Here is a 24713-nt window from a genome sequence, read left to right as displayed (position 1 = left end):
CCGCTAGTTCCTGAAGCCGTGCACCGGCGCGGGGATGTAGCCGCCGCGGGCAATGAACTCGGCATTGCCCTTGGCATTGACATCAATGACCGGCGCGTAGCCGAGCAGACCACCGAAGTTCACCTCATCGCCCGGCTTGGTACCCGGCACCGGAATGAGGCGGGCTGCGGTGGTCTTGTGGTTCATCACACCGATGGCGGCCTCGTCGGCAATCATGCCGGAAATCGTGGTCGCAGGCGTGTCACCGGGAATCGCAATCATGTCGAAGCCCACCGAGCAAATAGAGGTCATCGCCTCCAGCTTGTCCATGCTGATCGACCCCGCGCGCACAGCATCAATCATGCCCTTGTCCTCAGAGACCGGAATGAACGACCCGGACAGTCCACCGACGCGTGAACACGCCATCAGGCCGCCTTTCTTGACGGCGTCGTTAAGCAGTGCCAGCGCGGCAGTGGTGCCGTGCGTGCCGACCTGCTCCAACCCCATGTGCTCGAGAATATGAGCGACGGAGTCGCCCATCTCGGCGGTCGGCGCGAGCGAGAGATCCACGATGCCAAAAGGCACGCCCAGGCGCTCCGACGCCATCGTGCCGACCAGCTGACCCGTGCGTGTGATCTTGAACGCTGCCTTCTTGATCTCCTCGGCGACTTCGTTAAAGCTGGCGCCCTGCAGATCGCCGAGCGCGCGATCGACCACACCCGGACCCGAAACGCCGACGGATACGACACAATCGGGCTCCCCGACGCCGTGGAACGCGCCGGCCATGAACGGATTGTCGCCCACCGCATTGGCGAAAACCACCAGCTTGGCGCAGGCAATCGAGCTGCGGTCAGCGGTTTGCGCCGCGGCTTCCTTCACCACCTCGCCCATGCGACGCACTGCATCCATGTTGATGCCCGCGCGTGACGACGCTACGTTGACCGAGCTGCACACCAATTCGGTCTCGCTCAGAGCGTGGGGAATGGAGTCGATGAGCCGCTTCTCGCTGGTCGTCGCACCCTTTTCGACGAGCGCCGAGTAGCCGCCGAGGAAGTTCACGCCAGAATCGCGGGCGGCGCGGTCGAGGGCCTTGGCCACCACGGTGGGGTCGCCTTCGCAACCGGCCGTGATGAGGGAAACTGGTGTGACGGAGATACGCTTATTGACAATCGGAATGCCCAGCTCCGCCTCGATACCCTCACAGACCTCCACGAGGCGAGCGGCCTGCCTGGTCACGCGGTCATACACCGCCTGTGCGGTGGCTTCCATTTCAGAGCGAGAGCACTCGAGCAGGGAAATTCCCATAGTGACCGTCCGGATATCCAGACGGTACTTCTCGATCATGTCAATGGTGTCGAGGAACTTAGATTGCGCGAAGTTGAAATCCATCCTGGTCGCGCCCTTTAAATCTCGTTGACGGCGTTGAACAGCGCCTCAGACTGGATTCGAATGACAAGCCCCTCCCGCTTGCCGACGGAATCCATGTAACCCTGCAGCGTGCTGATGGGGGTGGCCTTCTCGTTGAACTCCACCCGCAGGATCATGGTGAACCATTTATCCATGAGGGTCTGGGAAGCATCGACGATGTTGACGTCCTGCTCCGCCAGAGCAGTGGTGACGGCGGCGATGATGCCGGTGTGATCTTCGCCGGTGACGGTAATGATGGCAAACATGGCCTCAATTTTAGCCGGTGGGGAGGCGGGGAAAACTTGTGGATGGCGGTTGTGCTGGTGGCAAGTTTGTGGCGAAGCATGTTCAGGGCCACCCAAAAACACTTCACGACACCTATGTCACCACGTGCCATCTGTGGAGGCGGCATGAGGTGACATAGGTGTCGTGAAGTGAGGAGGAGGGGAGGGGCGTGGGCGTGGGCTGTGCCAGAGCGGGGGCCAGCCTTACGGAGCCAGCCCTACCGGACGTCGACGAACTCCTTGACAATCCACTTGCGCAGTGCGAGCAGAATCAGGCCCAGGACAACCGAGGCGATACCCAGGGTGATGAAGAAGGTGTTCTCAGCAGCGGCATCCTCGTAGTTGTAGAAGCCGGCCAGAGTGCCTGCCAGTGAAGTACCCATAGCGACTGCCATCAGCCAGACGGCCATCATGCGCGACGGGAATGCTGCCGGAGCGACCTTGGTAGCAAGGGCGTTGCCGACCGGGCTCAGCATGAGCTCACCCATGGTGAACAGGAAGAGAATCCAGATAATCGCATACAGCGGAGTGGAGTTCTCACCGCCACCGGAGAATGGGATGAAGAAGAACAGCGAGATACCGATGATGATGTTGGCGACACCGAACTTCACTGGGGTGGACCACTGGCGGTCACCAAGCTTGGACCAGGCGGCTGCAAAGACCATCGAGAAGGCGATGATGAAGATCGGGTTGATCGAGTTAATCCAGGCCGGGGACATTTCCCAACCGAAGATCTCGCGGTCGAGGCGGATGTCCGAGTAGATGGCCAGCACCGTGAACTGCTGCTGGAAGATACCGAAGAACAGCACGCCTGAGACGAACATCGGGATGAAGCCGACCAGGCGAGTCTTCTCCGATTTCGTCGTAAGTGGCGAGGAGTACATCTGCCACCACAGCACCACAGCGGCGATCAGTGCAATCACTGTGACCACAGTGGAAAGAGTCGTGACCGGAACAATTCCGGTGGAAACCAGCGTAACCGAGACAACAGTGATGACCACTGCGATGCCAATCCATACCGGGTACTGCTTCTTCGGCAGCGGGTTCGGAATCTCATGGCCAGCCTCGGCGATGGTGGACTTGCGCATCAGGATGTACTGAATCAGACCGGCAGCCATACCGATAGCGGCCAGGCCGAAGCCCCAGTGGAAGCCCTTCATTCCCCAGATCCAGCCGGTGAGCAGTGGGCCGAACAGGGCACCGATATTGACGCCCATGTAGAAGATGGAGAAGCCGGCGTCACGACGCGGGTCGTCCTTGGCGTAGAGCTGACCCAGCACGACCTGTGCGTTGGTCTTCACACCGCCGGAGCCGATTGCGATGGAGACAAGGCCAATAGCCAGGCCAATCACGCCAGGGATGAATGCCAAGGAGATGTGGCCAAACATGACCAGGATGGCGGAGTAGAACAGTGTCCGCTCCGAGCCAAGGATACGGTCGGCAACCAGAGAGGCAACGAGTGCGGCCATGTAGACAAGACCGCCGTAAGCACCGACGATGGAGGTAGCAGCACCCTTGTCCAGGCCGAGACCGCCCTGAGTGGTCTCGTAGTACATGTAGAAAGCCAGGATGGCCTGCATGCCGTAGAAGCTGAAGCGCTCCCACATTTCGATGCCGAAGAGGTTGGCGAGACCCCACGGTTGGCCCATGAAGGTACGGTCTTCGCTGGACCCTGCGGGGTTATGAGTTCGTTGGGTCTCAGCAGTTGGTTGATTGCCGAGAGCCTCGTCAGAAGATTTGTCCATTCTTCAATTATCGAGGCGGAGTGCAAAAATTAAAAACCAGATTTAGTCAGTGAACTAAACCGAAGGGCTAGGGATGGGGCCGAAGGCTTAGTCCAGAGACTTACGAGCAACCGCATTCGACGCTGCTCGCCAACCCAGCAGCAGCAAGGCGCTCATGACTGAGGCAACCAGAATGAAGGACCAGTGCGGGACTGCCGAATTGCGGGTGGCCCACACAGCTAGGCCGACGACGACAGTGCCGAGCCACACAATTGCGCCTGAACTCACTGCACGCGGGTTCGGCTCGTTCTTAATCAGCGCGGTGCCCAGGAGGACACCGAATGCGAACGGCCACCAGGTATCGAGGATATTGATGAAGGTAAAAGAATCCTCGGGAGTGTTGTGAGCCAGGCGCGCTAACACGGCGAAAATAAAGATGGCGAGGATGTCAATCAAGAACGTCGATACGCGTGTGTTCATGCTTCTTAGTCTAGCGACCCCTCAGATTGGTGGGGGACCAGCGACCAGCGGCGAGGAAGCCATTAGCGGTCAGCGACTGGCTGATGCTCGGGCTAATCCTTGTGGTCGAAGCCGAGGGCGTAGATAATCCAGCCCACAATTGCCACCAGGACGAAGGAAACGATGCGGTAGACCAGCACCGCTGCAAAAGCCTCGGCGCCGGTGGTGCCGCCTGCGATGAGAGCCGCAGTCAAAGCGGCCTCGACAGTGCCGATGCCGCCCGGTGTGGCCTGGATGAAACCCGCGAGCTTGCCGGTTACGAAGGCCAGCAGCACCTTCGTAGCGGAGATGTCATCGACACCAACGGCCCGGATGGCGGCGTAGAGACAGACAATTTCCGCCACCCAGTTGATAAAGGACCAGGTGAAGGAAAGAGCTAAAGTTTGCACGGGCAACTTCACGCTGGTCAGCTGTTTGATGGACTCTTCAAGTCGGTCGACATCGGTGTCTGCGGGCTTCTTTCGAATCTTGTTAAAGACACGCAGACACCACGCGCCTGTCTTGTTGAGAAAAGCCGGGTTCTGCGAAATCCGCCACAGCAAAATGGTGGCCAGTAACACCGCAATTGCCATAGCGATGAGCACTGCGGTCGTGCCACCCTGTCCGACGAAGAAGAGGCTGCCAAGCCCCAGAAATGCCAGACCTAAAAACGACAACGCACCCGAAAAAAGCACGAACCAGCTGACAAGGACCGCGGATGCGCCCCACTGCATCATGCGCTTAATCTGCAGCGCCGTGGAAAATGCAGCACCACCGGGAACGGTGACCGCCCACGCGTTGGATGCGAGGGTTAACGCATTGGTGCTACGGCGAGTGGCTGCTTTTACGCCTCCAGCTCGCAACAGCAGACGCATCACTTCCGCCATCGCGTAGAGCGAAAAAGCCACGGAAAAAATGGCGATGAACAGCCACTTAGCGTCGACATCCGCAAGGATTTGGAGCCCCTGGACGACGCTGTCCCAGTTTCTTACCGTCAGGACGATACCGGCAATCACGAGGGCCACGAGGATTATCGATCGTAGCCAGCTCGAATTGCCGGTTTTGAGGACTTTTTTAAGTCGTGACATAAATAAGAAGCCTGTTCGTCTTCCTGTTCGTCTCCCTAGACGTCGCCGCGGTGGTCTCCCTAGTCGTCGTTCTTGCCGTCGCGCTCCTTGAGCAACGACGTGAGCGGACGGAACGGCTGCAGCCACGCACCGTCATCAGGCAGGCGGTCGAGATCGATACGCGGTAGCGGCTCGCGGAAGACGCCCTTGATTTCCTCCAGGTCAACGAAGCGAATCGCATCGGAGGCCAGCGCCCAGGAAGCGTGCTCGTGAAAACCGATGACGGTTACCCGAATCCCCTCGGATGCGAGCTTTTCCAGCAGCTCCTGGAAATTCTGGCCATCGGCGGACGCAACGACGACACTGCGCAACACGCCCTCGTCGTAACGCCGCTGGATGTGCGCAATCATGTCCGGGTCAACGTCGGTGTCCTCTTCGATCTTCGGCTTTGCGAAGACCGCGAAACCGACATTGCGCAGAGCCTCGACCCAGGGGCGGACAATCTCCGCTGAGCCCGGGTTGACGTTGGTGAACACCGTGGCCTCGGGGAGGACGTCGGAACCGATTTTGTGGGATACGCGCTCGGCTTCGTCGATAAGCCATTTGCCCACGGCGTCGAAGCGCGGGCGGTGCGCGGCGGTCGGGCGGGAGCCCAAAATGGCGCCGAGCCCCATGTCCAAGTTCGGGGCATCCCACACGAGCAGCGCGGTGGGGTGTGTCTCGGTGGTGTTGTAGCTGGCAGAGGTGTTTTGGGTAGTGCTCATGTTCCTATGCCTCTTTCTTGCGCCAGATGAACTCGTGGATGTCGTGGTCGAGGTTCAGGCCGCGGGCTTCGAACTTGGTCGTCGGTCGGTCGAGAAGCATGGGGGATTCCGGCCAGGGCCAGGCGATGGGCTCGAGCGTCGGCTCAACCTCGCGGAGCTCCTCGATCCATTCGGCGTAGTCCGCATGGTCGGTGGAGGCGTGGAAAATGCCGCCGGGCTTCAGACGCGAAGAAATCAGGCGCAACGTGCCGGACTGCACAATGCGGCGCTTGTGGTGGCGTGCCTTCGGCCACGGGTCCGGGAAGAACAGGCGTACGCCGGCCAGCGACTCCGGCTCGATCATGCGCTGCAGGACCTCGACGCCGTCGCCGCGGACCATGCGGATGTTCGACACCTCATTGCGCACGGTGGCGGAGAGCAGTTTCGCCAGGCCAGGGCGGTAGAGCTCAACGGCGATGATGTTGTGGTCCGGTTCTTGCGGAGCCATAGCCACGGTGGACGTGCCGGTGCCGCAGCCAATCTCGACGATGGTCGGACCCTTGCGGCCGAACCATTCCTCCACGTCAATGACTTCGTCGGAGAGGACCTTGCCGTACGTGTCCCAGTTGTCTTCCCAGATCTTTTCCTGGTTGGGAGTCAAAGTGCCACGGCGGAAGGACAGATTGCCGATGCGCGGGTAGTCAAGACCATCATCGAATTGGGTCTTTTCCGGACGACCTGCAGGCAATTCGCCCTTTTTCGGCTGGCGCTCATGCGGTTGTTCCGCCTGCGCGTCTGCGCGAGTTGGCAATGGTTCGGATTCCTGCGAAACCGCAGGCTGTTCGATATTTTCAGAAAAATCAGAAGTAGTCACGTTCCCTATTGTCCACGACATCGGCCAACTATCCAATCATTGCCCCTAGGATTTTTGTTGTTGTCCTGGCGGTTTCACACCGGTAGGCGATGCCGCGTCGCCCTGAGTTGGCGGCACGGCGGGCGAGTTGTTTTGTCGACTTGCCGATTCCGCGGTCCGCTGTAGGCTGAACGCGAAGCCGCGCTTATTCGTTTGTTGAAGCGGTGCTTGGGGGCTGCCTAGCGCAGCGTTTCAGGGCGCGGAATCTGGCCCACGGGCCGTATGGGGGTTACGCAGGTTTTAACTAAACCACGCAGGGGATTTATGGGAGGGGACTAGGCCGGATGGACCTTATTTCCGCAACTGATGTCACGGAAACAACACAGCCGTCAACGGGATCTACATCGTCGTCGTTGCGCGCTGCCGTGGTGGACTGGCTGTCATCACGACAGGCCTCGCACTCGGACACCGCTAACACGAGCGGCGCGGAGGTGTGCGTCGCCAAGGCGCTTGAGCGCGAGAAACGGCCACCGATAATCTGCGCGCGATTGCGCAGGGGCGTGCGCGAAACCGCTGTGCGCGAGGCATTTTCGCAATGTCACGCGGAGCTGGCCGACAAGCTGTCCGCCCCTGTCGCGCTGGTCATCGAGCAACAACCGATTCGCCATTCGCTTGCCGACGAGTATTGCGACATCACCACAAACGAGACAGCTGAACACACCTTTTTGTTCAGTTCCGCGTTGCGGAAGATTGCTGAACGCTACGGTGCGGAAGGCGGATCACGCAATGATGACGGGCTACTCGCAGTGCAGTTGACTGAGATCGCGGCAGCCTTTCCCGCGGCTAGAGACAGCCTGGAGGAGTTGCTATGGCAACACCGGACGTAGTTGAGCCACGCCCGGTCTCGGCGGAGGGGTCTGAGCAGCCACCGCTCCTTGTCACCAAAGCCGGGGACGCGGCGGACCGCGCGGACTTCTCGCAGATCGTTGACACTGCGACGCCGCCACGTCGGCTGGAGTTTGTGGATAAACGCAGCGCCGTCGTGCTCTATGTTGCAGACAGCGAGGTGCAGCCCACGCGGGAGTGCGTCAGCACGGTTGCAGCAATTAGCCAGGCCACCGGCCGCGTTGCAGTTGGTCTGATTGGCAATGGTGAGTATGCCGAGGCCTGGCGTCAGGAAATCGACAGCACAATCCCGATGGGTGCGCTGGACGAGAGGATGGCCAGAACCCTGGTTCTGCTGGCAGAAGGCCCGCCCAGAAACTCGGGGGAAACACTGAGTGCGCGCCGGGCTCGAAACGTGCGAGCTCAGCTGGCGCAGGAGCGATCGCGCGGAGCCGGGGCGGCGGCGCGATTGCAGCGGAAGATGCAGTTGGCAGCTGAGAGTGCAGTGCGGGATGCGCTCCAGGAAGTGGCTGACGGCCCCGCGGGTGACCAAGCGGAACTTCAGGGCCGTGCCGAGGTCGCAGCGACGCGGCTGCAACAGCGGTGTGGCGACGAATTGGGCCTTCGTGTGGAAATCTCAGTGCCCGCTCCAGCAAGCCCAGCTCACCCCAGTTATGCCATGGACGCTCTGGTGGCGGTGGCATCGCTTGGCGTGGCGGTCGGCGCAGTGCGGATCGTCCACGGATTGCTGATGTGGATTGGGGTGCCGACGCTTGCGGCGCAGCTGGTCGCACTCGCAATAGGCCTCGGTGTTGCGGTGGTGGCGGTGAGCGCAACGATTCGTCGTAACGCACGCCAACGCACCTCGCAGTGGCGGGCAAATTATCTTGCCCATCTGCGGCGAAAATGGACACAGTCCGTGGAGATGACGGTGCGCGAAGCCATTGGTGCGCGGGGTCCGGGATGGCGAATAGAGCAGCTGGCGGAGTACACCGGAACGCCTGCACGATAGCTGTGACAGCGAAGAGAAATAGGGGGATATCACGATGGATGAGTTTTCTTTACTGCAGTACTTTTCCGATCAACCCGCGTCCGATGGCGGGGTGGAGGCGCGTTCGCCCGCTACGCCGTGTGGTTTGGAGGCAGCGACACCGATTGATGGGCAGTCGGTGGACGTTGGTGGCGCCGGGCTGGTTGTGGAGGTCGATGGGCAGCTCTACGACCTCGGCGACGACGAGGGGTCAATTACGCTTGCCGACGATTCCGGGTTGTCAATCTATTCAGATCTGGACGGTGACGGCACGGTGGATCACGTTACGACGGTCCGTTTTGACGGCACTTGGGAGTCTTGGAGCAGTGATGATGTGAGGGCTGCTGACGCGATGGGCGAAGCAGCAGTGAAACCGGCATCAGCCGCGGGGAAGTGGGATGCGTACTCATGGGAGCAATCCGCTCGGGGCAGCTGGGACTAACGACTTTGGAACCACGGTGCGCGGGGGTACCCGTGTCTCGGTTGCTTACAAATGGGGGTAACTGCACCCGAAGGGGTAATGGTTGTAGATTTATGTGGTGAGGCTGGCCTTATTCACTGGTTATGGCCGTAAATGAACAGGTCGCAAGAATGGGGCGGGGAAAATTATTTGTTGTAAAGCTGTGATGTAACGGCTTGCAAATGCGGGAACAAGCCGATTGTCGATGTGGGGCCCGGCAACTTTCGGTATCCCCCGGTAGCCTTAAATTAAGACGCGAATCAATGAGTCAGGAGAACTGATGTCCGCACCTTCTATTCCTGGTCTCGAGGGCCAGGCCCCGACCGAGAACGCCGAACTGCTGCGCTGGATTGCTGAGGTCGTAGAACTGACCCAGCCAGACAAGGTTGTCTTTGCTGATGGCTCGGAAGAAGAGTGGAACCGCCTTACCCAGGACCTGGTTGATAAGGGAACTCTTATCAAGCTGAATGAGGAAAAGCGCCCGAACTCTTTCCTTGCCCGCTCTAACCCGAAGGACGTTGCTCGTGTGGAGTCCCGCACGTTCATCGCTTCTGAAAAGGAAGAGGACGCTGGCCCGACCAACAACTGGGCGGATCCGGTCGAGCTGAAGAAGGAAATGACCGAGCACTACCGCGGTTCCATGAAGGGCCGCACCATGTTCGTCGTTCCGTTCTGCATGGGTCCGATCACCGACCCGGAGCCGAAGCTGGGTGTTCAGCTGACCGACTCGGAGTACGTGGTTCTCTCTATGCGAATCATGACCCGCATGGGTCAGGATGCCCTGGACAAGATTGGCCCGGACGGAGACTTCGTCCACGCTCTGCACTCCGTTGGCGCTCCGCTGGAGGAGGGCCAGGAGGACGTTGCATGGCCGTGCAACGATGAGAAGTACATCACCCAGTTCCCGGAGACCAAGGAGATTTGGTCCTACGGTTCCGGCTACGGCGGAAACGCCATCCTGGCCAAGAAGTGCTACGCACTGCGTATCGCTTCGGTCATGGCCAAGGAAGAGGGCTGGATGGCTGAGCACATGCTCATCCTGAAGCTCACTAATCCGGAGGGCAAGGCCTACCACATCGCCGCTGCATTCCCGTCTGCATGTGGTAAGACCAACCTGGCTATGCTGACTCCGACCATCGAGGGCTGGAAGGCCGAGGTCGTCGGCGACGACATTGCATGGCTGAAGTTCGGGGAGGACGGTCGCCTGTACGCTGTTAACCCGGAGAACGGCTTCTTCGGTGTTGCACCGGGCACCAACTACTCCTCCAACCCGAACGCCATGAAGACCATGGAGGCCGGTAACACCCTGTTCACCAACGTCGCGCTGACCGACGATGGTGACGTCTGGTGGGAAGGCATGGAAGGCAAGCCGGAGCACCTCATTGACTGGAAGGGCAATGACTGGACTCCGGATTCCGAGGAGCTGTCCTCGCACCCGAACTCCCGTTACTGCACCCCGATTTCGCAGTGCCCGGTCGCCGCACCGGAGTACGACGATCCGCAGGGTGTCCCGATCGACGCCATCCTGTTCGGTGGTCGCCGCCCGGACACTGTGCCGCTGGTGACCCAGGCACTGTCCTGGAACCACGCAACCTTCATCGGTGCAACCCTGGCTTCCGGCCAGACCGCTGCTTCCGCTGAGGCCAAGGTCGGTTCCCTGCGCCATGACCCGATGGCAATGCTGCCGTTCATTGGCTACAACGTCGGTGACTACCTGCAGCACTGGATTGACATGGGTGTCAAGGGCGGCGACAAGATGCCAGAGGTCTTCCTGGTCAACTGGTTCCGCCGCGGCGAAGACGGCCGCTTCCTGTGGCCGGGCTTCGGTGACAACTCTCGCGTTCTCAAGTGGATCATCGACCGCATTGAGGGCCGTGTTGGCGCCAAGGAGACCGTTGTTGGTCACACCGCTAAGGCAGAGGACCTGGACCTGACTGGCCTGGACATCGACTTCGCCGATGTCAAGGAAGCCCTGAAGGCACCGGCTGCTAAGTGGCAGGGTGACCTGCCGGACAACGAGGAGTGGCTGAAGTTCCTCGGCGACCGCGTTCCGCAGGAAGTCTGGGACGAGTTCGAGGCTCTGAAGGCTCGTATCGAGAAGAGCCTGCAGGACTAAGATCTTGCTAGCTAGCCTTGCTAAAAGCTAGAACATAGAACCACCCCCTTGTTGCCCGAAGTGGCTGGCAAGGGGGTGGTTTGTGCAGTACAACGATGAAGGGTGACACGCAATGCAATTAACGCTTTTCTCTGATTTGAGCCTGCGTGTCATCACTTTGATGGCGATGGGGGAGCCGGGACGGAAGTACACCGCTGCTGAGGTGGCGGAGTCTCTCAATGCGTCTCGCGCGCATGTTTCCAAGGTCGTCTCGCGACTTGTGGAGCTCGGCTTCTTGGAAGCGGTCAAGGGGCGCAATGGTGGCATCTATCTGCGCGAGTCGGCTACGGAAAAATCCGTCGGCAAGCTGCTGCGCACTCTGGAAAACAACGAGGTCGTCGATTGTGTCGGCACTGACTGCCCATTACTGCCGACGTGCCTGTTGCGTGGCAAGTTAGCGGCTGCGCAGGAGGCGTTCTTCGCCGCACTGGATCCGGTGTTGATTGCTGATCTCATTCCGCCCAAATCGGCTAATGGTGTGGATGCCAATCGCCCCGAGGGAGACGGTCCGCAGGGGAGTACCCAGCTCAATATTCGTCCGGTTTAGGTGCAGAGCTGAAGGTCTGACCGCGGGTTGAAAAAGCTAAAAATGGTGCTGTCGAAGTTTTCTGGTGAAGTTTTCGACATTGCCATTTGTGCAGTTCAAGACGGGTAAAACTCAACCACAAAGAGTAGTTATGGACCCCATTGGGCAATAATGCGCAAACAGAATGCGCAATATGGTGTTATTGTGAAGTCATGCCAAACCTGAATGTTAACAAGAACGGCCTGACTCCAGAGCAGGCTGAAATCGTCACCCAAACCCTGCCCGTCGTCGGTGCCAACATCGAGAAAATCACGCCGAACTTCTACAACCGGATGTTCGCTGCTCACCCAGAGCTCATTGCCGATACCTTCAACCGCGGCAACCAGAAGCAGGGTGCTCAGCAGAAGGCGCTGGCGGCATCCGTCGCTACCTTCGCAGCTACCCTGGTCGACCCAGATGCTCCCGCCCCGGAAGAACTGCTTTCCCGCATCGGCCACAAGCACATCTCCGTTGGCATCAAGCCGGAGCAGTACCCAATCGTACACAAGCACCTCTTCGATGCCATCGAGGAAATCCTCACCCCAGAGGTCTTTCAGGGGGCTGTCCGCGACGCATGGGATGCCGTCTACCTGGAGATGCAGCGCGTTCTCATCAACTTCGAGAAGGGGCTCTATGACGACCTCGGTGTCGAAGCAGGAGATGTCTTCCGCGCCGCTCATGTCGTTTCTCGTGAAGAGCGCGGTGATGACGTCGCAGTGTTCTCCGTCAAGCTTGACGACGAAACCCCCGTTTCCTACCTCCCGGGACAGTACATCTCTGTGCGTCAGACCATGCCGGACGGCGCCGGCCAGCTACGGCAATACTCTCTGGTCGGCGGTGAGGAAGGTGTTCTGACCTTCGCGGTTCGTCGTGTCGATGCCTCCGAGGACCTGCCGGCTGGCGAAGTTTCCACACAGCTGTGGGAAAAGGTGCAGCCGGGCGATGCCATCGAAATCTCTCTGCCTGCAGGCGACCTGGTGTTGGATACAAAGTCCGATGACCCGGTAGTGCTCATTTCCGCAGGTATTGGCGCCACCCCCATGATTGGCATGCTGGATGCCCTGGTGGCGGCTGACTCTAAGCGTGATGTTGTCGTCCTCCACGCGGACCGCGCCGAGAACACCGACGCACTGCGTGCAGAACGCAATAACGCAGTCTCTGCACTGGTCAATGCCCGCCAGCAGGTGTGGTACGAGCCGGATCTGATGGATTTGACCGATGTTGACCTGCCGGAGGGGGCGCAGTACTACCTCTGCGGTGGCAATGGCTTCTTGCAGGCCGTGCGTGATCAGCTTGCCAATCGCGGTATTGACCGCAATAACGTTCACTTCGAGCTGTTCAGCCCGAACGATTGGCTGCTCGACGCCTAACGCCACAACTGCGCCGTCGGCATAAAATCCATCGTCACAAATAAAGCCAAATGACCAGCCGCGATATATGTCCGGGGCTGGTCATTTTGCAGTTTGTAGCATCGGCGGCTTCGTATTACTCGGCCAAGCCGGAAAGCTCCGCAACAACCTCGCCCGCATATTGAACCTCGCACTGCGCAAACCCAATACCTGCCCATAAGTTGAGATATTCAGAATCGCCGGCCTTATTCGCCGCGCCTCGAATCGGCGTGGTCAAGTAGTGCAGTTGTGGGTAAAGTTCCGGCGCGATCCTAGAAAACTCCCGGGTAAACGTGTTCTCGATGGCACGCGCTGGCTTGCCGGAAAAAGCATGAGTCAAAACGGTGTCACGCCCCACCAAATCACGCAGTGCCCGTCGGTGCGTCTCCTTCGTACCCGCCTCCGCGGTGGTGAGGAACCGTGTGCCAGCTTGCACAGCCACCGCGCCGGCTTCCACAAGCTTGACGACGTCCTCTCGGTTACCCACCCCACCAGCGGCGATGATAGGTACATCGGTTACCGCACATGCTTCGGTGACTGCTTGGGCGAGCTCTTCTACAGAGGCCCCAATGCTGTCGGACGAATCCTTCCCCTTCACAAATGCGCGGTGCCCACCCGCAGCTAGTCCCTGCAGGACAATGCGATCAGCGCCAGCCTTCGCCGCCGCCTGTATACCCTCAATTGAGGTCGCATTCAAAATCACTTTGCGGCCTGATTCCTTTACCCGAGCAATGACCTCGTTATCTGGGTAGCCAAAGGTAAAGGAGACGAACTTCAGGGCATCGGGATTGGGCAGAAAGTCATCAGCGAGAATTGCCTCGACTTTCGCCGAGAAGTAGTCATCTGACCAGGTCGGAGTGTCAGGCAAGTCGATGTCGAAGTGGGCAGCGGCCGGCGCCAGACGATTACGAAAAGCGGTCCACTGAGCAAGTTCCTCCTCTGAGGTTCCGATACCGGCGTCAGCGGTGTTGGGGCAGAAGAGGTTGATGCCGAAACCTTTGCCGTCGTCAAGCAGTGTGCACGTCTGGTGTGCCTGTTCAGTGAGCTTTTCGACAGTGAGGTAGCCGGCGGCAAGGGTGCCAAGCCCGCCAGCATTGGAAACGGCAGCGACGAGTTCGGGCGTGGATGGGCCACCGGCCATCGGTGCCAAAATGATTGATGAGCGTCGGAGGTTTTCGAGTGTCTGCGAGGTTGTACTGCTCATAAGGGCGAGAGTAACACTAAGGCCGGATTCCCCCGCGTGGGAGAACCCGGCCGGTTCCGACGAGCGACGTTGCGCAATAGACGTCGCGCTACCGCCTCAAAAACTCAAGAACTACTTGGTGCTCTCCGGCGGATCCAGCGGCATACCCTGGCCAGCGCGGTAGAACGGAATGTCCTGCGGTGCCAGCGGGGTCTTGCCGGCGATGAGATCAGCGGCCTTTTCGGCAATCATCATGGTCGGTGCGTAGATATTGCCATTGGTGATGCCCGGCATGACCGAAGCGTCAACCACGTAGAGGCCCTCGGTGCCGTGAACCTGCATGGTTTCCGGATCGACCACGGCCATCTCGTCGGAGGCCGGCCCCATCTTGCAGGTGCAGGATGGGTGCAGTGCGGTCTCGGCGTCCTTGCGGACCCACTCGAGAATCTCCTCGTCGGTCTGCACATCTGCACCCGGGGAAATCTCGCCGTCGGTGTACTCCTTCATTGCCGGAGTGTCCAGCAGCTTACGGGAGACCTTCACAGCCTCGACCCATTCACGGCGGTCCTGATCAGTGGACAGGTAGTTGAACAGAATCGACGGCTTGACCTTGATGTCCGAGGAGGTGATGTGGACATGGCCACGGGCATCCGAGTACATCGGACCAACGTGGAACTGGAAACCGTGCGGGCTATCGATCTTCGTGCCGTCGTAACGCATGGCCAGCGGCAGGAAGTGGAACATCAGGTTCGGGTAGGGCTCGTTGTCGTTGGAGCGCGCGAAACCGCCACCCTCGAAGTGCGACGTTGCCACCGGGCCCTTGTGGGTGAGCAGCCACCACAGGCCAATGAACGGCCAACGCCACTTCTCCAGGTACGGCTGTGAAGACACCGGCTGGGTGGCGTTGTACTGAATGTAGACCTCCAGGTGGTCCTGCAGGTTTTCGCCGACACCAGGCAGGTGCTTGACGACGTTCACTCCGGCGGCATTCAAGACCTTCTCATCGCCAATGCCGGAGACCTCGAGCAGCTGCGGAGAGTTGAAAGCGCCACCGCAGAGGATGACCTTGTCTGCTCGCACCTGGTGTGTACGACCCTTCCAGGTGTACTCGATGCCGACGGCCTTGGTGCCCTCGAAGAGGATGCGGGTGGCTTCTGCGCGGGTGCGGAGCTCCAGATTTGGACGCTGCAGGGCTGGGTGCAGGTATGCGCGGGCAGCGGAGAGGCGACGGCCCTTGTCGATGTTCGCGTCGAAGGGACCGAAGCCCTCCTGGCGGTAGCCGTTGACGTCCGGGGTGTAGTTGTAGCCGGCCTGCTGGACAGACTTGAAGAAGGCCTTGAACAGCGGAGAATCGGCCGGACCGCGCTTCATGCGCAGTGGGCCGTCGTGGCCACGGCGCGGGTCGTCCTTGTCGGAGCCGAGCGCATTTTCCATGCGCTTGAAGTACGGCAGAACGTGGTTCCAGCCCCAGTTCTCCAGCCCCTTGGTGTCGCCCCACTTGTCGTAGTCCATGGGGTTACCGCGCTGGTAAATTTGGCCGTTGATGGAGGAGGAGCCGCCGACGACCTTGCCGCGGGCGTGGTAGATGCGGCGACCGTTCATCTCCGGTTCCGGCTCGGATTCGTACTTCCAGTCGTAGTACTTGTTACCGATTGGGAAGGAGAACGCCGAAGGCATGTGAATGTAGAGATCCCAGAGGGAGTCCATGCGGCCGGCCTCGAGTACGAGCACCTGCTGAGTGTGGTCTGCGGACAGCCGGTTAGCCAGCACAGAGCCGGCAGAGCCCGCGCCAACGATGACGACGTCGCGGTGTTCGACTGTGGTGTTGCCATTCTTTTTACCGAAGTTGAAGACAGCCGGGAAAGCTCCCATGTTCTGGTGTACCTCCGTAGGTTGTTTGCCGATGCATATCGGAATGGTTTTCAAGGACTGTGATAAGCCCCGATAAGCCCCAAGTAATATTTAAAGGCGGGCCCTATATATTGATATTGGAATAAGTGGCCGGAGGCGTATCTCAAATCCCCTTCACCTATATAGAATGCCACACAATTGGTATTCAATTCCAGTTGGAATGATTTTAAACGTCTTGAAAACTGGGTAAATATGCAGGTGAAGGTGTTGATGTTGGTATTGGAGAATTCTTCTGAATCGATTCTTAAACTTGAGGGATTATTCAAACTAGGTATGCTGGGTTAGTTCCCGAATCTGAAGGATTTTCCTATGTCTGATACTCCGCCAACTGAGAAGGTAACGGAGGAAAAATCTGGATCGTCGCAAGAAATGCAGCGATCGCAGTCGGTCCCTCCACAACAAGCGCAAGCGAGTGTGACCTCTGAGCCTGAGGTCAACTGGCCTGTATTTATTATTTCAGGCGTTGGTATTCTCGCCATTGCCCTGTGGGCTATTTTTGCCCCGGACAATGCAGCGGACACCCTAGCGGGCATTGTCGCCTGGGTATCGAAGAACTTCGGTTGGTTCTATATCGTGACCGCGACGGTGGCAGTGCTCTTCATGCTCTACATCGCCATCTCGCGAACGGGGCAGATTAAGCTCGGCCCCGATCACGCCAAACCTCAGTTCGGCCTGTTTTCTTGGGCCTCTATGCTCTTTGCCGCAGGTATCGGCATTGACCTGCTCTTCTTCTCGGTAGCAGAGCCGGTGGCACAGTACTATGGCCCGCCGACCGGAGATGCGGAGACCATCGAAGCCGCGCGTCAGGCAGTGGTGTTCACGCTCTTCCACTATGGTGTGACCGGTTGGGCGCTCTACGCGCTGATGGGCATGGCATTCGGCTACTTCGCTTACCGCTTGAACATGCCACTGACCATTCGCTCGGCGCTCTACCCAATCATTGGCAAGCGCATCCACGGCCCCGCTGGTGAAGCGGTCGAAATCGCAGCGATGCTCGGTACCGTTTTCGGTGTCGCAACTTCGCTGGGTATCGGCGTCGTCCAGCTGAATTACGGCCTGCGCGTGCTGTTCGGGGTGGATGAGAGTACGTCCTGGCAGATCGCTCTAATCGTCGTGGCTGTATCGGTGGCTATCGCCTCCGCGGTTTCCGGTGTTGACAAGGGGATTCGCCGTCTCTCGGAGCTCAACGTTGGCCTGGCCATCTGCTTGATGCTCTACATCCTGGTCACTGGTCGCACGGCGTTCCTGTTTGACGCCCTGGTGATGAACGTCGGCGAGTACGTCTCCAAGTTCCCATCCATGACTATGGATACCTACGCGTTCTCCGGAGCGCAGGAATGGTTGAATTCCTGGACCCTGTTCTTCTGGGCTTGGTGGGTGGCCTGGGCACCGTTCGTCGGTTTGTTCCTGGCTCGTATTTCCCGTGGCCGTAGCCTGCGCCAGTTTGTCGTCGGCACGCTGACCATTCCATTCCTCTTCGTCCTGATGTGGGTGTCGGTATTCGGTAACTCGGCGCTGGACCTGGTCATCAATGGCGATTCGGAGTTTGGCCAGACTGCACTGGATTACCCGGAGCGTGCCTTCTACCTGCTGCTGGAGCAGTACCCGGCGCCGATGATGGTGGCTGCAGTCGCATCTCTGATTGGCCTGTTGCTCTACATCACCTCGGCGGACTCGGCGGCACTGGTGATGAGTAACTTCACTTCGAAGATCACCGACACACAGCAGGACGGTAAGAAGTGGACCCGTATTTTCTGGGCTGTCGTGGTCGGTGTGCTGACCATCTCCATGCTCTATGTCGGTGGTATTCCGACGCTGCAGTCGGCAACGATTGTGATGGGTCTGCCGTTTGCCTTTGTCATCTATCTGGTGATGTATGGCCTGTTTAAGTCGCTGCGACTGGAGCTGTTGCAACAGGATTCGACACGTCGAGCCCTCCACGGGGCGATGTCGGGCCGCGCCGTGGATGGCCAACAGGGTGACTGGCGCAATCGACTTGCCCGCTCCATGTCCTTCCCGGGCAAGAAGCCAGTCATGCGCTACCTCGACCGAGTGGTGCAGCCCGCACTTGAACAGGTGGCAGATGCTATCAGGGAACGTGGCGGTGAAGTGACGCTGCACCGTGAACCAGCAGAAGAAGTCGGTATTGACCAGATTGACCTGCAGGTCGGATTCGGCGAGGAGATGAGCTTCCGCTACCAGGTCTATCCGGTTGAACACTTGACGCCGTCTTTCGCTGGCCTGGTACACCTGGACAGTGATGCTGATATTTACTACTACCGCCTCGAGGTCTTCACGCTGACCGGTTCGCTCGGCTACGACGTCTATGGCTACACCCAAGAGCAGCTGATTTCCGACGTCCTCGACCTCTACGAACGGCACTTGGAGTTTTTGCACATGCAGTCTGATCTCCCGGGCACCTCAGATCTGTCCGATAATGCCGAACCTGTCCGCGAATGGTCTGATGACTACGCCAAGGAGGATTCCTAAATGACCTTTAAGCCTTCAACTACTGATAAGGCCCTCGCACCCGAGACCGCCAAATCCCACGAAGGCGCGGCCACGCTGTTTATCGACGGCACCTGGTCCGCTGCAGCCGCTGGCAACACTCGCACTATCGAGTGCCCGGCCGATGGCTCTTTCATCGCCGAAGTTGCGGAAGCAGATGCGACCGACACCGAGCGCGCCATCGCCGCCGCCGACGCCGCCTTCCGACGTACCGGGGAAGGTTCCTGGGCATCCTGGAGCACAGCTGAGCGCAGCAAGTTGGTACTCGACATCGGTGCTGCCATCAGGCAGCGCAAGGACGAATTTGCCTGGGCAGAGGCCATGGATACCGGTAAGCGCCTGCCAGAGGCGGCAGCCGATATGGATGACATCATCGCCTGCTTTGAGTACTTCGGGAAGCTTGCAGGCAATGATGCCGGTCGTCTCGTGGATGCGGATGACCCGTCCGTCGTCGCGCGTATTGTGCGTGAACCTGTTGGTGTCTGTGGCCTGATTACGCCGTGGAACTACCCACTGCTGCAGACCGCATGGAAGGTTGCACCGGCGCTGGCCACGGGCAATACCTTTGTGCTCAAGCCGGCGGAGCTGACTCCGCACACAGCAATTCTGCTCATGCACGTCATCGATGATCTGGGTGTTCCGGCAGGCGTTGCCAACCTCATTACCGGAGCCGGTGCCGAAGCGGGCGCACCGCTGTCCTCGCATCCGAAGGTGGACATGGTCTCCTTCACTGGCGGTCTTGTCACTGGCAAGATTATTGCTGGTGAAGCGGCTAAGTCTGTGAAGAAGGTCGCGCTTGAGCTCGGCGGCAAGAACCCGAACATCATCTTCGCCGACGCCGATTACGAAGCCGCTTTGGACAATGCCCTCAATGCTGCGTTCCTGCACTCCGGTCAGGTGTGCTCGGCGGGCGCTCGCTTGATTGTGGAGGAGTCCATCGCCGAGAAGTTTGTCGACGATCTGGTCGAGCGCGCCGGACACATCCAGCTCGGCGGTCCGCTCGACGAGAAGGCCGAGACCGGTGCGCTGATTTCGAAGCAGCACCTGGATAAGGTCGCGGCATACGTCGATCGAGCTCGTGAGCAGGGCGCTCGTGTGCGCGTAGGCGGCGAGATCGCCACGGGCACCACCGCCGATGGTTCCGCCTCGCTTGCCGACGGCTACTTCTACCTCCCAACCGTGATTGACCAGGTCACCCGCGATATGGACTGCGTCCACGACGAAGCCTTTGGCCCGGTAGTGACGGTGGAGACCTTCACCACGGTTGACGAGGCCATCGAGATCGGCAACGACACCGAATACGGCCTGGCCGGTGCGGTGTGGTCATCCAACCGCGAGGTGTCTGAGCGCGTTTCCCGCGAGCTGCGTCACGGTACCGTCTGGATCAACGACTTTGGCCCCTACCTGCCACAGGCCGAGTGGGGTGGCTTTGGTCAGTCCGGTATTGGCCGCGAGCTGGGCCCGACCGGCCTGGAGGAGTACACCGAAGCCAAGCTGGTCTACGAGAACACAGCACCGGCTGTTACCGGTTGGTTCGAGGATCGTCGTTAAATAACTCGGAACAAGCCCGAGTAAAAATACGGGAAAACGACCCATCGGCCGTTATACTCACCGATTGAAAAAAATCGACTCTGCGCACAACTGCGATAAAGGTTTGCAGTTGTGCGCATTTTGTTCTCTAAAGGACATCTGCCGTGAACGCTACTACTCGCTCCGACAATGCCAGTTCTAGTACCGCCAGTGGGCCAGATACTGCCTGCGCCGATACTGCCAGCACCGCCGCGACCTTCACCCGCTTCACCTGGCGCCAGCATGTCATCGCCTGGGCTGTGCATGCCTTCACGCTGACCGGTTTGGTGTGGGCAACGCTGGCTGCGGTCGCACTGCTGGAGGGCAGCCCACATTGGATGTGGCTCTGGCTGGGCATTGCCCTCGTCGTCGATGGTGTCGACGGCAATATGGCGCGTAAGCATCACATCAAGGAAGTCGTCCCGTGGTTTAACGGCGCAGTGGTGGACAACATCGTCGACTATCTCACCTGGACCGCCATACCCGCGGCTTTCATGGTTATGTATCTGCCACTGGGGCCACGGCCGTTGGCGATTGCCCTGATTATTTTGGTCCTGGTGTCGTCGATGTTCTGCTATGCCAACGAAGCCGCCAAGTCCGGCGACTACTACTTCGTTGGTTTCCCCGCCGCGTGGAATATCGTGGCGGTCTTGCTGTGGGTATGGAACGCGCCCATGGCGGTGTGTATCTCTGCCATTTTTATCTTCAGCGCAATGACGTTGGTGCCGCTGCACTACACGCATCCATTCCGCGTGGAACGCGGCCGGATTGCCAACATTGCCGCAACGTTCATCTGGATTGTCTCGACCGGCATGCTTATCGCAAGTGAGACGATGGCAGCGTCGTTAAGCAAGGCGTCTATCCACGGGCTTGTGGCTGTCAACGTTGCCGCCGGTGCCTGGCTGATTATTGGCGGCGTGCGGCGCTCGCTTAGCGGTCGCTAGCGGCAGTTGGTGGGTGGTTGGCGCAGGATTGCGGAGATGGCGCGGTCGCGCAGCCAGCGGACGTATTCGACGGCGCAGGCTGCGACAATTAACGCGATGACAAAGATGGTGACCCACATCGGATAATCGCGCCCATTGGCCCAGAAGTAGACGTAAGGCGAGACGAAAGTCACTAGGGTGATCAGGAGCCCCAGCATTCTTCGGCCGAATGAGCGGCCGGTGATCATCTCGACAATTCCCCAGGTGTAGGGGATAGCGGTAATGATGTCGATGCTCCACAGCACCCAGACATTGCCATGGAATCCGGGGACGAAAACCACAGGTAGCGCGCGGAGCGAAGAGTAGACCATTACCACCAGATAGGCCAACACTTTCGGGTTGTAGAGCAGGCGCCACACGGGGTTGCGCTCGATGAGTTTGGTCCCGACTTTGCGTAGTGCATGCAGATCCTTTTGCTGCATGACCAGCGTATTTGTTCCCTCCAGCAGGTAAGCGAGCAGTTTTTGCTGCTCGAGACTGCCGTGTGCCCAGGCCTGCACCAGCTCGCTTGGCGAGATAGCGATGGGCACCAGTGGTTCTCCGCGCTGTTTCAGCGCAGTGGGAAGCTCGAGGGTACTGCCATCGAGCTTATCGACGGCCAGTTCCGGGCCCACCACATGAACGATGTCGCCGCCGAGGATGTTTTGTACCTTGTCCACATCACTTTCGGGCAGCGAGCTGAACCAGAGTAGCTGCCGGGAGGAAATCGCCATTCGCAAGGCGGTCCCCAGAGCTTCTGCTGCGTCATCGATGGCGTAAAAGTCCTGCGTGTTGGTGTGGGCGAGTGAACGCAAGCTGTCGATTATTGCGACATTTTTGGCATTGAGCTCGCTGAGGCGGGCCACGCCGGAAATATCGATGACCGCCTGAGGATCAAGGGCGAAAGCATGGGTAAAAGGAAGGTCGAGTATCGAGCGCATCGCAAGGAACCGCTGGTGTCGCTGGTGTCCAACCAGGGCTGAATTCTGTGCGCTCATAGTGTTTTAGCTTGCCACAACTTGCGCTTCTCACCAGCAACTATACGGTTCGGTCTGTCTATTGGCAGGTGTTCTACCCTATGAAAACTTCATTAAGTTGGACTTTTTTCGCTGTGTAGAGTAGCTTCTAATCCACTAATAGACAGGTCTGTTCATTATGGCTTTGATGGCGGACTGGCTCATAATTTTAGGAGAAACACTCTCATGCTCATTTCAGGACTAGCGCTGGGTGCCGTGCTCGGCTTTGTTATGCAGCGAGGACGCTTCTGCGTCACCGGCTTCTTGCGCGATATCTTCACTCAGCGCAGCTGGCGCGGCTTTGTCTCCCTGCTGATTGTTATTTCCGTCCACGCCATCGGCCTGGCCGCACTGACCAGCGCCGGCGTGATTACTCCCGAATACAACGAGCTGGCACCGCTGGCCGTTATTGTCGGTGGCGTTATCTTCGGACTTGGTATCGTCCTGGCCGGTGGCTGCGCCTCGGGTACCTGGTACCGCTCCGGTGAGGGCCTGATCGGCTCCTGGATCGCACTGGTCTTTTACGCCCTATCCGCTGCTGCCATGAAGACTGGCTTCCTCAACGGCCTGCAGGATTCCCTGAAGGAACGCACCGTCGGCCTGACCAGCATTCACGCCTCTCTGGGCATTAGCATCTGGCCACTGGTCATCGCGCTGAGCGCCGTCACGGCATACTTCGCTGTCCGCTTCCTGCGCGAAGAATTCTCCGGCCCGCGCCCGGCCACTCTGGCGCCGCGCAAGTCCGGTCTCGCGCACATTCTGACTGAAAAGGCCTGGCACGTGTACGCCACCGCCGCCATCGTCGGTGTACTTGGCGTTATCGCATGGCCGCTGTCCGCCGCCACCGGCCGCAACGACGGCCTCGGCATCACGACTCCGTCCTCCAACCTCGCCAACTACGTTGTTACTGGTGACACCGAGCGTTTCGACTGGGGCGTCCTCCTCGTCCTCGGCATCCTCGTCGGCTCCTTCATCGCGGCCAAGGCCTCCGGTGAATTCCGCCTCCGCGTCCCGGACGCCACCCAGGGTGCACGCTCGGTCGTCGGCGGCATCTTCATGGGTGTCGGCGCTGCGTGGGCCGGCGGCTGCACCGTCGGTAACGGCATGGTCCAGACCTCGCTGTTCAGCTACCAGGGTTGGCTTGCGCTGGCGTCCATCGCCGCAGGTGTCGCTATCGCCGCCAAGCTCTGGCTGAAGCCGTCCGCACCTTCGCTTAACGACGTCCCGAGCACCCCTTCCACCACCAACGACACGGCGGTATCGGCAACTTCTCCGGTCACTTCGACTGCTACTTCGCCTGTGTCCCTGCCGGGTAGCGAAGGTGCCGGTGCCGCTGGCACCGAGGCCTCCCCGCTGGCGGGTGCCTTTGCTGTCGCGCCGGTAGCGTTGCTCGACCGGAGCGTCGTCAAGCAGGAAGACGGCAAGCTCACGCCACTGGGCGATGGGCGTTACGAGCTCGACACCGTCGGCGCGGTGTGCCCATTCCCGCTGATCGAGGCCAAGGACGCGATCAACAAGATTGAGGTCGGCGAGGAGCTGGTGATCCCATTCGACTGCACCCAGGCCACGGATGCGATTCCGCGCTGGGCTGCGAAGGATGGCCACAAGGTCACCAACTTTGAGCAGACCAGTGAAGCTGGCTGGACGATTTCCGTCCGCCGCGGGAAGTAAGGCATGGTGACGGCGGGAGAGCGCTGTTAGGGTGAGGGCATAGATTGATTGACATCAACAACAAAGGAGCTCAACCATGGCAAAGAATATTCGACCACTAGATGCTCTCGTAGCCGCGGGTGCCGCCAGCGTCCTTGTGCTGGCCGGTTGCTCCTCCGATGATTCGGCTAGTACTGAGGCAAGCAGCACTGTTAGCGAAACCAGCTCTTCCGTGTCGGCCACCAGCTCTGAGGGGCATGACGACATGGATGATATGGACGATGCCGATGAGCATGGCGGTCATGGTGACCATGGTGATGACGCGATGGCCGGCCATGACCATCCGGCCGATGGTGGTCCGGCTCCAGAGGGAATGATTGCGGCGGACAACGCGAAGTTCCCGGTCGGCAGTGAAGTGCAGGTTCTCGCCGATCATATGCCGGGCATGAAGGGTGCAGAAGGCAAGGTTGTTGGTGTTTTCACCACCACAACCTACTCCGTTTCCTACACCCCGACCGATGGCAGTGAGCCGGTGAAGGACCACCGCTGGGTCGTTCATGAGGAGCTGGAGAACCCAGGCGAAGCACCGCTTGCCGACGGCTCCGAGATCACCATCAACGCCGAGCATATGGCGGGCATGAAGGGGGCCAAGGGCACTGTTGACTACTCCACCCAGGAGCCGGTGTACATGGTCGACATTGACGATGATGGTATGACCATGAAGAACCACAAGTGGGTTACTGAAAGCGAGCTTGCTCCGGAGGACTAGCAGGCTGTCTGGACGGTCTTTCCGGATAGCTTTCTCTCTTCTCTCGCTCAATCCGCTCCGACTCAAAATCGCCCAGCCACTTCACGACACCTATGTCACCTCATGCC

The 24713-nt window shown here is 59.4% G+C and carries 21 protein-coding genes; 11 read left to right on the top strand and 10 right to left on the bottom strand.

What is annotated here, in order from left to right:
* Positions 1 to 3 precede the first annotated feature (3 nt).
* From HMPREF3135_RS00315 to trmB, 7 genes are all read right to left on the bottom strand, one after another.
* Positions 4 to 1368: a PFL family protein gene (locus tag HMPREF3135_RS00315; protein WP_069359737.1), complete on the bottom strand. Its 1365-nt coding sequence runs from the start codon at positions 1366 to 1368 to the stop codon at positions 4 to 6.
* Positions 1369 to 1382: 14 nt separating this feature from the next.
* The gene (locus HMPREF3135_RS00310) at positions 1383 to 1652 is read right to left on the bottom strand and encodes an ACT domain-containing protein (protein WP_070437272.1); all 270 of its coding nucleotides are present in this window, start codon (positions 1650 to 1652) and stop codon (positions 1383 to 1385) included.
* Positions 1653 to 1888: 236 nt separating this feature from the next.
* A complete protein-coding gene (locus tag HMPREF3135_RS00305; protein ID WP_016421637.1) occupies positions 1889 to 3415 on the bottom strand; it encodes a peptide MFS transporter in 1527 nt (508 codons plus the stop codon).
* Positions 3416 to 3502: 87 nt separating this feature from the next.
* Entirely contained in the window at positions 3503 to 3874 is a 372-nt protein-coding gene (locus HMPREF3135_RS00300) for a DUF3054 domain-containing protein (RefSeq protein ID WP_049171813.1), read from the bottom strand.
* Positions 3875 to 3966: 92 nt separating this feature from the next.
* Positions 3967 to 4980, bottom strand: a complete 1014-nt coding sequence (locus HMPREF3135_RS00295; protein WP_070437270.1) for a lysylphosphatidylglycerol synthase transmembrane domain-containing protein — start codon at positions 4978 to 4980, stop codon at positions 3967 to 3969.
* Between the two features lie 59 nt (positions 4981 to 5039).
* Complete coding sequence (locus HMPREF3135_RS00290) at positions 5040 to 5723, bottom strand: NYN domain-containing protein (protein ID WP_070437268.1); 684 nt, start codon at positions 5721 to 5723, stop codon at positions 5040 to 5042.
* Positions 5724 to 5727: 4 nt separating this feature from the next.
* Positions 5728 to 6576, bottom strand: a complete 849-nt coding sequence (gene trmB / locus HMPREF3135_RS00285) for a tRNA (guanosine(46)-N7)-methyltransferase TrmB (RefSeq protein WP_246818282.1) — start codon at positions 6574 to 6576, stop codon at positions 5728 to 5730.
* Between the two features lie 323 nt (positions 6577 to 6899).
* Between trmB and HMPREF3135_RS00280 the strand changes: the two genes are divergently transcribed.
* From HMPREF3135_RS00280 to HMPREF3135_RS00255, 6 genes are all read left to right on the top strand, one after another.
* Entirely contained in the window at positions 6900 to 7442 is a 543-nt protein-coding gene (locus HMPREF3135_RS00280; RefSeq protein ID WP_070437266.1) for a hypothetical protein, read from the top strand.
* Complete coding sequence (locus HMPREF3135_RS00275) at positions 7424 to 8452, top strand: hypothetical protein (RefSeq protein WP_070437264.1); 1029 nt, start codon at positions 7424 to 7426, stop codon at positions 8450 to 8452. Before HMPREF3135_RS00280 ends, HMPREF3135_RS00275 begins: the two co-directional genes overlap by 19 nt.
* Before the next feature lie 34 nt (positions 8453 to 8486).
* A complete protein-coding gene (locus HMPREF3135_RS00270; protein WP_016421630.1) occupies positions 8487 to 8912 on the top strand; it encodes a DUF6802 family protein in 426 nt (141 codons plus the stop codon).
* 298 nt (positions 8913 to 9210) lie between these two features.
* Complete coding sequence (locus HMPREF3135_RS00265; protein ID WP_070437261.1) at positions 9211 to 11046, top strand: phosphoenolpyruvate carboxykinase (GTP); 1836 nt, start codon at positions 9211 to 9213, stop codon at positions 11044 to 11046.
* Between the two features lie 112 nt (positions 11047 to 11158).
* Positions 11159 to 11632 carry an RrF2 family transcriptional regulator gene (locus HMPREF3135_RS00260; RefSeq protein WP_049190987.1) on the top strand — a complete coding sequence of 158 codons (474 nt, stop codon included), beginning with the start codon at positions 11159 to 11161 and terminating at the stop codon, positions 11630 to 11632.
* Between the two features lie 191 nt (positions 11633 to 11823).
* Entirely contained in the window at positions 11824 to 13020 is a 1197-nt protein-coding gene (locus HMPREF3135_RS00255; RefSeq protein ID WP_070437259.1) for a globin domain-containing protein, read from the top strand.
* A gap of 115 nt (positions 13021 to 13135) precedes the next feature.
* Here HMPREF3135_RS00255 and HMPREF3135_RS00250 read toward each other — a convergent pair whose 3' ends face one another.
* Both HMPREF3135_RS00250 and betA read right to left on the bottom strand, forming a co-directional pair.
* Positions 13136 to 14242 carry an NAD(P)H-dependent flavin oxidoreductase gene (locus HMPREF3135_RS00250; protein ID WP_070437257.1) on the bottom strand — a complete coding sequence of 369 codons (1107 nt, stop codon included), beginning with the start codon at positions 14240 to 14242 and terminating at the stop codon, positions 13136 to 13138.
* A gap of 111 nt (positions 14243 to 14353) precedes the next feature.
* The gene (gene betA, locus HMPREF3135_RS00245; RefSeq protein ID WP_070437255.1) at positions 14354 to 16093 is read right to left on the bottom strand and encodes a choline dehydrogenase; all 1740 of its coding nucleotides are present in this window, start codon (positions 16091 to 16093) and stop codon (positions 14354 to 14356) included.
* Positions 16094 to 16441: 348 nt separating this feature from the next.
* On the opposite strand from betA, the gene betT reads away from it, so the two are divergent.
* From betT to HMPREF3135_RS00230, 3 genes are all read left to right on the top strand, one after another.
* On the top strand, positions 16442 to 18622 hold the full coding sequence (betT, locus tag HMPREF3135_RS00240) for a choline BCCT transporter BetT (protein WP_070437253.1): 2181 nt from the start codon (positions 16442 to 16444) through the stop codon (positions 18620 to 18622).
* The gene (locus HMPREF3135_RS00235; RefSeq protein WP_070437251.1) at positions 18623 to 20191 is read left to right on the top strand and encodes an aldehyde dehydrogenase family protein; all 1569 of its coding nucleotides are present in this window, start codon (positions 18623 to 18625) and stop codon (positions 20189 to 20191) included.
* Between the two features lie 143 nt (positions 20192 to 20334).
* The gene (locus tag HMPREF3135_RS00230) at positions 20335 to 21153 is read left to right on the top strand and encodes a CDP-alcohol phosphatidyltransferase family protein (RefSeq protein WP_083280581.1); all 819 of its coding nucleotides are present in this window, start codon (positions 20335 to 20337) and stop codon (positions 21151 to 21153) included.
* Here the strand turns inward: HMPREF3135_RS00230 and HMPREF3135_RS00225 are convergent.
* Positions 21150 to 22169, bottom strand: a complete 1020-nt coding sequence (locus HMPREF3135_RS00225; protein ID WP_070437249.1) for a hypothetical protein — start codon at positions 22167 to 22169, stop codon at positions 21150 to 21152. The genes HMPREF3135_RS00230 and HMPREF3135_RS00225 overlap by 4 nt on opposite strands.
* 204 nt (positions 22170 to 22373) lie before the next feature.
* Between HMPREF3135_RS00225 and HMPREF3135_RS00220 the strand changes: the two genes are divergently transcribed.
* Positions 22374 to 23858 (top strand): YeeE/YedE thiosulfate transporter family protein, encoded by a 1485-nt coding sequence (locus HMPREF3135_RS00220; protein WP_070437248.1) that lies wholly within the window; start codon positions 22374 to 22376, stop codon positions 23856 to 23858.
* A gap of 76 nt (positions 23859 to 23934) precedes the next feature.
* Positions 23935 to 24606 carry a YdhK family protein gene (locus HMPREF3135_RS00215; protein WP_210384691.1) on the top strand — a complete coding sequence of 224 codons (672 nt, stop codon included), beginning with the start codon at positions 23935 to 23937 and terminating at the stop codon, positions 24604 to 24606.
* Positions 24607 to 24713 lie beyond the last annotated feature (107 nt).

The organism is Corynebacterium sp. HMSC14H10, from assembly GCF_001807105.1.
Lineage (GTDB): Bacteria > Actinomycetota > Actinomycetes > Mycobacteriales > Mycobacteriaceae > Corynebacterium > Corynebacterium jeikeium_D.
The sequence above is the reverse complement of the archived record's forward strand: the minus strand, read 5'-3'. Positions and strand labels throughout refer to the sequence as shown.